The sequence below is a fragment of the Nonomuraea sp. GTA35 genome, from assembly GCF_041950525.1.
In the GTDB taxonomy this organism is placed as follows: domain Bacteria; phylum Actinomycetota; class Actinomycetes; order Streptosporangiales; family Streptosporangiaceae; genus Nonomuraea.
Map to the genome: position 1 here is coordinate 36,149 of NZ_JBGNUV010000032.1, position 7,626 is coordinate 43,774.

At 67.9% G+C, this 7,626-nt stretch carries 9 protein-coding genes and 1 pseudogene; 6 read left to right on the forward strand and 4 right to left on the reverse strand.

Annotated elements, in window-relative coordinates:
* Nucleotides 1-211: 211 nt before the first annotated feature.
* Complete coding sequence (locus ACBJ32_RS58070; RefSeq protein ID WP_375134171.1) at nucleotides 212-928, forward strand: GAF and ANTAR domain-containing protein; 717 nt, start codon at nucleotides 212-214, stop codon at nucleotides 926-928.
* Between the two features lie 62 nt (nucleotides 929-990).
* On the forward strand, nucleotides 991-1,776 hold the full coding sequence (locus ACBJ32_RS58075; RefSeq protein ID WP_375134172.1) for a GAF and ANTAR domain-containing protein: 786 nt from the start codon (nucleotides 991-993) through the stop codon (nucleotides 1,774-1,776).
* A gap of 81 nt (nucleotides 1,777-1,857) precedes the next feature.
* Here ACBJ32_RS58075 and ACBJ32_RS58080 read toward each other — a convergent pair.
* Nucleotides 1,858-3,038, reverse strand: a protein-coding gene (locus ACBJ32_RS58080) for an IS3 family transposase (RefSeq protein WP_375134178.1) whose coding sequence is annotated in 2 segments (ribosomal slippage) — nucleotides 1,858-2,804 and nucleotides 2,804-3,038 — 1,182 coding nt in all. Because the reading frame shifts where the segments join, the coding sequence is not laid out codon by codon here.
* A 581-nt stretch (nucleotides 3,039-3,619) separates the two neighbouring features.
* Here ACBJ32_RS58080 and ACBJ32_RS58085 point away from each other — a divergent pair.
* Together ACBJ32_RS58085 and ACBJ32_RS58090 are read left to right on the forward strand one after the other, a co-directional pair.
* Nucleotides 3,620-3,877 (forward strand): hypothetical protein, encoded by a 258-nt coding sequence (locus ACBJ32_RS58085; protein ID WP_375134173.1) that lies wholly within the window; start codon nucleotides 3,620-3,622, stop codon nucleotides 3,875-3,877.
* Nucleotides 3,846-4,061 (forward strand): hypothetical protein, encoded by a 216-nt coding sequence (locus tag ACBJ32_RS58090; protein WP_375134174.1) that lies wholly within the window; start codon nucleotides 3,846-3,848, stop codon nucleotides 4,059-4,061. Before ACBJ32_RS58085 ends, ACBJ32_RS58090 begins: the two co-directional genes overlap by 32 nt.
* Here ACBJ32_RS58090 and ACBJ32_RS58095 read toward each other — a convergent pair.
* Nucleotides 4,058-4,297, reverse strand: coding sequence for a hypothetical protein (locus ACBJ32_RS58095; RefSeq protein ID WP_375134175.1), 240 nt, complete (start codon nucleotides 4,295-4,297; stop codon nucleotides 4,058-4,060). The genes ACBJ32_RS58090 and ACBJ32_RS58095 overlap by 4 nt on opposite strands.
* Nucleotides 4,298-4,448: 151 nt before the next feature.
* Nucleotides 4,449-4,952 (reverse strand): STAS domain-containing protein, encoded by a 504-nt coding sequence (locus ACBJ32_RS58100; protein ID WP_375134176.1) that lies wholly within the window; start codon nucleotides 4,950-4,952, stop codon nucleotides 4,449-4,451.
* 759 nt (nucleotides 4,953-5,711) lie between these two features.
* Between ACBJ32_RS58100 and ACBJ32_RS58105 the strand changes: the two genes are divergently transcribed.
* Both ACBJ32_RS58105 and ACBJ32_RS58110 read left to right on the forward strand, forming a co-directional pair.
* Entirely contained in the window at nucleotides 5,712-5,966 is a 255-nt protein-coding gene (locus tag ACBJ32_RS58105; RefSeq protein WP_375134179.1) for a MerR family transcriptional regulator, read from the forward strand.
* A 246-nt stretch (nucleotides 5,967-6,212) separates the two neighbouring features.
* Nucleotides 6,213-6,719: pseudogene (locus ACBJ32_RS58110) on the forward strand (STAS domain-containing protein); the annotation flags it as partial.
* 578 nt (nucleotides 6,720-7,297) lie between these two features.
* Here the strand turns inward: ACBJ32_RS58110 and ACBJ32_RS58115 are convergent.
* The coding region (locus ACBJ32_RS58115; RefSeq protein ID WP_375134177.1) for an AI-2E family transporter at nucleotides 7,298-7,626 on the reverse strand (329 nt) is incomplete at its 5' end.

A 7,626-nucleotide genomic window follows, 5' to 3' on the forward strand; every position in this document is an offset into this window, starting at 1 on the left:
GGTCCAGGAACAGCCACTGGCACTGATAATGATCAAAGACCGTCAGCCTGATCGAGCCAACCAGGCCACCGGCAAACGTCCCGTCCCCCAGCGACGGCACACCCTCGGTTTCGCCGGCGGAGCGGAGCTCGGTCGTCCGCCTCCTTCGCCAGTCGTGAGCGTACGGTGAAGGCTACGTGTCCTTCGGATGCGGGGCGGGCGGTCATGGCGGATGGACGATGAAACGCTGCGCGTCTGGGAGCTGATCGCCGCGGCCGCGGCGGTCCGGCGCGGGCCGGTCGGGGCTCAGGACGCGTGCACGGCGTGCGTGGACGCGCTGCGGCTGAGCGGGGCCGGGTTGTCGGTGATCTGTGGCGTTTCCGGGATGCGGCTGATGCCGTTTCACTTGGTCGGCGCGTTGGGTCGTGATCTGCTGGAGGCGGAGCTGACCAGCGGAGACGGGCCGTGCGTGGACACGGTCAACGGCCGCGAGCCGGTGCTGGTCGGGGATCTGCGCGGACGTGCGTCGCAGGCGCGCTGGCCGTTGTTCACCGCGCTGCCGCAGGCGGCCCGAGTGCGGGCGGTGTTCGCCTTCCCGCTGCTGGCCGGACCGGTCAGTGTCGGAGTGCTGGCACTGTGCCATGATCATCGGCGGGTGTTGAGCGAGGCAGAGGAGGCACAAGCACGGCATTTCGCCGACGCGGCCGTGTTGCTGCTGCTGAACATGGTCATGGTCGATGGCGGCGGCGAGGCGATACCGGTCGGGGCGCTTGCGCTGGGGCCGCAGATCCACCAGGCCAGCGGGATCGTGGCGATACAGGCCGACTGTTCGGTGGAGGAGGCGTTGCTGCGGCTGCGCGCGTACGCGCTGGCCGCCGACGAACCACTGTCGCAGGTGGCCCGGCGGGTGGTGGAGCACACGCTGCGCTTGTCCGGCCATGAGACCTGATCTCCCGGGTCAGCCAGTTCTCCTCTGTCCCGGCCGGGGTGGGCGAGCGTAGTCTGCCGAAAATGGAGACTTCCCCGCCCCGCAGCCCGGAACGGCGGGTGGCGGAGGCGTTCATCGCGCTGGCTGACACACTGGTGACCGGGTTCGACCTCATCGACTTCATGCACGGGCTGGCCGAGCGATGTATGGACCTGCTCGGCGTGGACGCCGTCGGCCTGCTGGTCACCGACCAGCGCGGCCGGCTGCAGCTGATGGGCGCCTCCAGCGAGCAGACCCGGCTGCTGGAGCTGTTCCAGCTGCAAAACGACCAAGGCCCGTGCCTGGTCTGCTTCCGCTCCGGCCAGCCGGTGCACTGCGCCGACCTGGCCGGCCCCCAGGCCGGCGCCTGGCCGCGGTTCGCCGAGCAGGCCCGCCTGGCGGGCTTCGGCGCGGTCAGCGCGCTGCCGATGCGGCTGCGCGAGCAGATCATCGGCGCGATGAACCTGTTCCGGATACAGCCTGGCGGGCTGGACGCGGACACCGCCGCGCTGGCCCAGGCCCTGGCCGACATCGCCACCATAGGCCTACTGCAAGAACGGGCCATCCGCGAGAGCCAGGTGCTGTCAGAGCAACTGCAGCACGCCCTGAACAGCCGGGTGGTCATCGAACAGGCTAAGGGCATGCTCAGCGAACGACACACCCTGCCCATGGATGAGGCGTTCACCGTGCTGCGCAGCCACGCCCGCAGCAGCCATCAGAACCTCACCGACCTGGCCCGATCAGTGGTGACACGCACCACCGACCTGCCGCCACCGGGCTCCGGCCAAGGCCCGCCGGACCCACCCGAGGAGCATCCGCCCGGATCCTGATGCCCGCGCGGACCTCTGGGCCCCGTCTACGCCAAGGGGCGTGAAGCCCGGGTGTGTGGACCGCCCCGGGAATCTTGGAGGCTACGATTCCTGCGAACTTGCGAATGACGTAGTAGATCCCTGCGTCTTATAGAAGGCGTCCTCGTACTCCTTCGGCGGAATATTACCACAGAATGAGTGGAGCCTCGTCTCGTTGTACCAGGAAACCCATTCCATAGTTTCCAGCATCACGTCGGTGACGCCGCGCCAGCCGCCGCGAAAGTCGATGAGCTCTTTCTTGTACAGACTGTTCAGCGACTCGGCGGCAGCGTTGTCGTAAGAATCACCTTTACTGCCGACCGAGCGCACCGCGCCGATATCCGCCAGACGCTCACCATAGCAGATCGACGTATATTGCACACCCCGATCAGAATGATGCACCAGATCGCCGTCCAGGCTCTCACGCCGCGACCATATCGCCATTTCCAGCGCCGACAAAGCCAGATCGGCCCGCAGATGATCGGCAACCTCCCAGCCGACAATCATCCGCGAATACAAATCCATCACGAATGCCGTATACACCCATCCCGACGCGGTCGGCACGTACGTCAGGTCGGCGACCCAGCGACGGTTCGGCGCCAACGCATCGAAGTCCCGCTCCAGCAGGTCAGCGGGCAGCTCCACACCGGCCGGCAACGTCGTACGGGGCCGCTTACGGCGCGCGCACGCACCCTCGATACCTAATTCACGCATCAACCGCTCGACCGTGCACCGCGCCACCACGATTCCCTGACGATTCAGTTCACGCCAGACCTTGCGCGCCCCGTACACCTTTCTGCCCGGATTTTCCCACACACGCATGACCTCGACTTTCAACTCCTCATCACGGCACGCCCGAGCCGACGGTTCACGTTCGCGTCGCTTGGCTTCGTGATAGCTGGACGGGGCAAATTCCAGGACCGCGCAGATCGGTTCCACACCGAACCGATCCCGATACAGGTCAACGAACTCGATCAGCGCGGCAGTCTCGGGTCGAGTTCCCGGGCGAAAAACGCGGACGCCGCCTTCAGAATCTCGTTGGCCCGGCGCAGCTCACGATTCTCCCGCTCCAATTCGGCGATCCGCTGCGCGTCGCTCGACGTGGTGCCCGGACGCTTTCCCTCATCTACTTCCGCCTGCCGTACCCATGAGCGCAGCGCCTCGCGATGCACGCCGAGCCGGTCGGCCACCCGGGCAATCGCCCCGGCCTTGCCTCCGGTCTCCTCACGCAGGTCGAACACCATCTTGACGGCGCGATCACGCAGCTCTTGGGGGTACTTCCTCGGTGCGGGCACGACTCCCAGCCTTCCAGTCTTGGGAGCCTCCAACCAACCCGGGGCAGCTCAGTGGCGGGTGCGGGGCAGTTGGCCGGTCTCGTTCAATCGAGGCATGACGTGCCTCTGACCTGGCTGCCTCACAAGGGTGGGATTCTGGTCAGGTTGAGCAGTCCCGTTGATCATGAGGTAGATCGGCATTCTGGTCACCGGGAACCTTCGCCGAACTCCCGCCATCCTGCCTTGCGCAGTAGCGTCTGGACGACTTCAGCGTCCCGATCTCGCACCGCCCACAACGGCCGCCTACCCGCGCCGTACCCGGATTCTGGCTTGTCGTCGCCCACGAGCACCGTAAGCGAATCGGCGCCGTAGGCACAGAACCGTACATGCGGTTCACCGTGAGGCGTGGCGGCCCGGGCTCCTGTCGCAGGCCTCCGGCCACAACCGCGCGGAGCTCGAGCGGCGCCTGGGCCACGCCAACGACCGCTACCTGCGCCTGTACACCAACCCGCCGGACGACATCGCGGCGGCTACATCGAGGACCTGTGACTATGGGCACCGACAACCTCTTACCTCCGTTGCGCTGCGAGATCACCCGCGACCTGGGCGTGCTGCGTACGCGGGTACGCGACCACGCCGCCGTCGCCGGGCTGTCCGGGACCCGGCTGGACGACCTCGTCGTGACGGTCAACGAGGCGGCCGCCAACGTGATCGAGCACGGTGACGGCGCGGCCGGCGTGCTGGCCCGCCGCGCCGCCGACGGCGTATGGGGGCGAGGTGGTCGAGGCCGCCGGAACGCTGACCGCTGAGCACCTGCGCGGGAGGCCCGGCCCGCTCGGGCGTCGCGGGTGGGGTCTGTGGCTGGTCAGGCGGTTGTGCGACCAGGTCCTGCTCGACCATCCCGGCGGGCGCTCGTGGCTGCGGCTGCACATGCGCTCCCGGCCGGGGCCGGCCCGGCCGGACGAACCCGCCAGCCCGAACGGCTCCGGCTAACGCGCCGCCCAGCGATCCGTGACCGCACTCCAGGTGGCGCTCTTGGCGGCCAGGCAGATCTCTCGTGCGCTCACGGCCAGCTGGCGCAGGCCGCCGACGACGCCATGCAGGTGATAGCGCGGGTGATGCCGCAGGAAGGAGCCCAGCTCGGTAGCGGCCATGCCGAACAGCACCAGGGTAAGGGCGACTTCCAGAGCCGTGACGATCGCGATGCCGAACACGATGACCGTGATCATCCGCGCGGCTCCCAGCGCCGGCCGGCCAGGGGTGTTTTCGATGGGTTCACTGGTCGGAGTCTAGATTGACACCTCACCCTTGACCCGTAGCCCGCCCCGGGGAGGGGCGGGACTTTGCCACGCCTGTCATGATTCTTGGCCTGGCCCGGGTTTACGTGCCGGTCACCGGCGATGGGCATCTGCCCCCGCCGCTCGCCTGGCTGGCTGGCCTCTCCCGGACCATGTCTTTGCCCGTGCCGGCGCTCTGAGTCTGGCTGGGAAGCTGGGGGAAGACATGGTCGAGGCCGGTGCGGCGCAGCAGCCGTGCGCATCGGCCTTGCGCCCCGGCCAGCACCAGCTCGCCGCCGAGCCGCCGCGCCCTGCGGTGTGCGCCGATCAGCGCGCCCACGCCCTCGAAGTCGCAGAACGCCAGCCGTGACAGATCCACCACCACCGCGGCGGGCTGGTCGGCCAGGACACGGTCCACCTCACGCACCAGGTCGGCGGCCGTCGCCGCGCCCAGCTCGCCCCGCAGAGCGATCACCGGACATACCGCCGACTGCCACACGACTACGATCGCCAGCTCTTCCCTCCGTTGCTGATGCCGCCCCTGCCCCTCCCGTGGCTCCTGCTCAGAGACCTGCTCGTGGATCCGGACTTGGCTGTGCTCGCCCATCGCCCTCACCTCGCTGCCTGGGCCCTGCCCGTTCTGGCGTCGATCATGTCGGGGCGAGGACTGCTCTTTTCCCGCTACGAGCAGAAAATCTGTTGTCGCCACTGTAGACATTCGCGCTGGGTGGCGATAATGTCTCTGACATCGCAAGAGGCGGATCCACGAGGGCAGCGCAGCACGAGCACCACGACGAACTGCCCGGACGGACGTGGACAGCAGGACGAAGAGCGAAGGAATAGGCAGGAAGGCAGAAGGTCGGACTGCCGCGGCCAGCGCAGTTGCAAGAAGGCCGGGGCGGTGGACGCGCTGCCGTTGCACAACGTCGATGCACGCTGTCGACGAGGGAAGAAACCGGAGAGGAGTGTTGAACGCCATCAGGATCGCCCGTAGCCGGCTGGATGTCATCGCCGCACGGGTGCCGCAGCTCCACGAACAGGACGGTGGTCTACGGTCACGCTTACGCGATCCCCGCACCCCGCCACAGCAGGCGGGCATTTGCGGAAGAAGTGAACCGGCCAGAGGGCCGGTCGATGGTGTTAAACCTCATGCGGGCCCCGGCGCATCCATGCGCCGGGGCCCCTGTTCGCATTCAGAGAAGGTTGAATGGATCAAACACACCAGGTGTCGCATCCCAGGCGAGAACGACACCGCCGCATCTCCGACAAGCCGGCCGACGCAGCGGCTGACAGGGCTGACGGCAAAGCAGCCGCCGCTGGCAGTCCCGAGCAGCGGCTCGATGACGAGGACTATCCGGCCTACAGCATGGGCCGGGCCGCCGAGATCCTCGGCGTCAGCCCGGCGTTCCTGCGCAGTCTCGGCGCCGCCAAACTGATCGAGCCGCTGCGCTCGGAGGGCGGCCACCGCCGCTTCTCCCGCTACCAGCTCCGCCTGGCAGCCCGCGCCCGCGAACTCGTCGACGCCGGCAACCCGCTGGAGGCGGCCTGCCGCATCATCATCTTGGAAGACCAGCTCGCCGAAGCGCTGCGCATCAACGAAGAACTCCGCCGGCGCGACTGATCCTGCTGCGTTCCGGCCCCGGCACAGCCGGGGTCACCGGGACCCGCCGCATAGCACAGACCTCAGGCAACGCCGCGCCCGTACACACCCGGGCTCTTGCCACCGCCCGCCCACGGTCTCGCCCCGGCCCCCCTGCAAGGATGGAAGGGTCCGTGACCGACGCCAGCGGCGCGGAAGGCGGTTCCATCGAGCCCTTCGCCGTCTCAAGCGCCGCGCACGAGGGCTCCGTCGTGGCGGGCGTCCGGTGAGCTCGACTACCAGTTCGCCCGCCTGCTGCACCAGCGAATCAAGGACACCTGGCAGGCGGCAGCGTCGGCAGGGCTGGTGGTCGAGTTGAGCCAGGTGACCTTCTACCACTCCAGGGGCGTCGGCGTGCTGGTCCTACTGCTCAACCAGAGCCGCGAACAACAGGCCGCCCTGGCGCTGTCCGGCATCCCGGCCCGGCTGGAACACATCCTGACATCACCGTGCTGCACACCGCGGTCCAGGTACGCCCTCCGTCTAGGAGGCCATCCAGACGATGACTCCAGCGCCACCGGCTCCAGCGCCGCCTCCAGTGTCGGCCGCCGTCGTCCAGCCCGTGCCGCCACCGGTACCCGCATCGTCCGAGCAGGTCGACCCTGCCTGAACCTTCCGATCAGCGCCGCCCGGCACGTTCTCCACGTGGCAACCGCGAATGTCCAGCGCGAGTGCAGAGACGCCGGGGAACAACGCGCGCGCCGGCCCCGGCGTCGCCCTGTCGCACGAGGCTGACTCCTCCTCCAGCAGCCAGCCCGTACCGCACTCAGTGCAGCGGCGCGTCACTGGAAGTTATCGTTCAGGCTTGGTCACTGGTTTCGACAGCGTGCGGTGGGACCGATTGCCGGTCTGTTTGGGGCCCCCTACGCGATCACACGAGCATGATCAATGTGAGACTTGGGACCACTTCGAAGCAGGTGACGGCCCCGTCCTGCTTGCTGAGCGTGATCATGAGCACCACGGAGGGGTAGGGCAAACCGGCCGGGGCATGCGAGTCTCTGCCGCTCAGCACGTGCGGTTGTCGAGTGGTCGCGTGCCTCGGCTAAATTCGCAGCAGGGATAGCAGGCGCCCGTCTCATCCATGATCTGTGCTGTCCAACGCCGAGGGGTGGACGGTTCAGTCGGTGGAGGTTGCCGCCAAGTCCCATTACTGCACTGCACCCGCACTTCGATCGCCTTGCACTGTCGACGGCCAGGTCGAAGTCGCGACGGTGGGAATCTGTCTCGTGGGCGCGCGCACGCCCCGTTGACGTCGCGGGTCGTACGGTCTTGATCTCGTCGAGTTCCAGCGCCTGCGCTCGCCTCCGAGCCCGTCAGCCCTTCTGCCCGGGTTCCTTCCCAGGAGGTACGGCCTGTGCCGGTGGCTGCGGGGCCGGTCCTGCAGGGCGGGGAATCGGATCGTCCTTGAACAGCTCTGGCACGGCCCGGTAGAGGACGGCGGTGATCGGCACGGCCACGACCGCGCCCGCGATCCCCGCCAGGATCCCGCCCACTGCCAGCACGAGGATGATCGCCAGCGGGTGGAAGTGCAGCACCCGGCCGACGATCAGCGGCTGGAGCACGTGGTTCTCCAGTTGCTGCTCGACGATCAGGATGCCGATGAAGATCAGCGCGTAGATCGGGCCCTTCGCGCCGAGCGTGA

Excerpts from the sequence above, each read along its gene's own strand:
- ACBJ32_RS58070 (WP_375134171.1), top strand. The coding sequence starts at position 212 with ATGGACGATGAAACGCTGCGCGTCTGGGAGCTGATCGCCGCGGCCGCG.
- ACBJ32_RS58075 (WP_375134172.1), top strand. The coding sequence starts at position 991 with ATGGAGACTTCCCCGCCCCGCAGCCCGGAACGGCGGGTGGCGGAGGCG.
- ACBJ32_RS58085 (WP_375134173.1), top strand. The coding sequence starts at position 3,620 with ATGGGCACCGACAACCTCTTACCTCCGTTGCGCTGCGAGATCACCCGC.
- ACBJ32_RS58095 (WP_375134175.1), bottom strand. The coding sequence starts at position 4,297 with ATGATCACGGTCATCGTGTTCGGCATCGCGATCGTCACGGCTCTGGAA.
- ACBJ32_RS58100 (WP_375134176.1), bottom strand. The coding sequence starts at position 4,952 with ATGGGCGAGCACAGCCAAGTCCGGATCCACGAGCAGGTCTCTGAGCAG.
- ACBJ32_RS58105 (WP_375134179.1), top strand. The coding sequence starts at position 5,712 with ATGGGCCGGGCCGCCGAGATCCTCGGCGTCAGCCCGGCGTTCCTGCGC.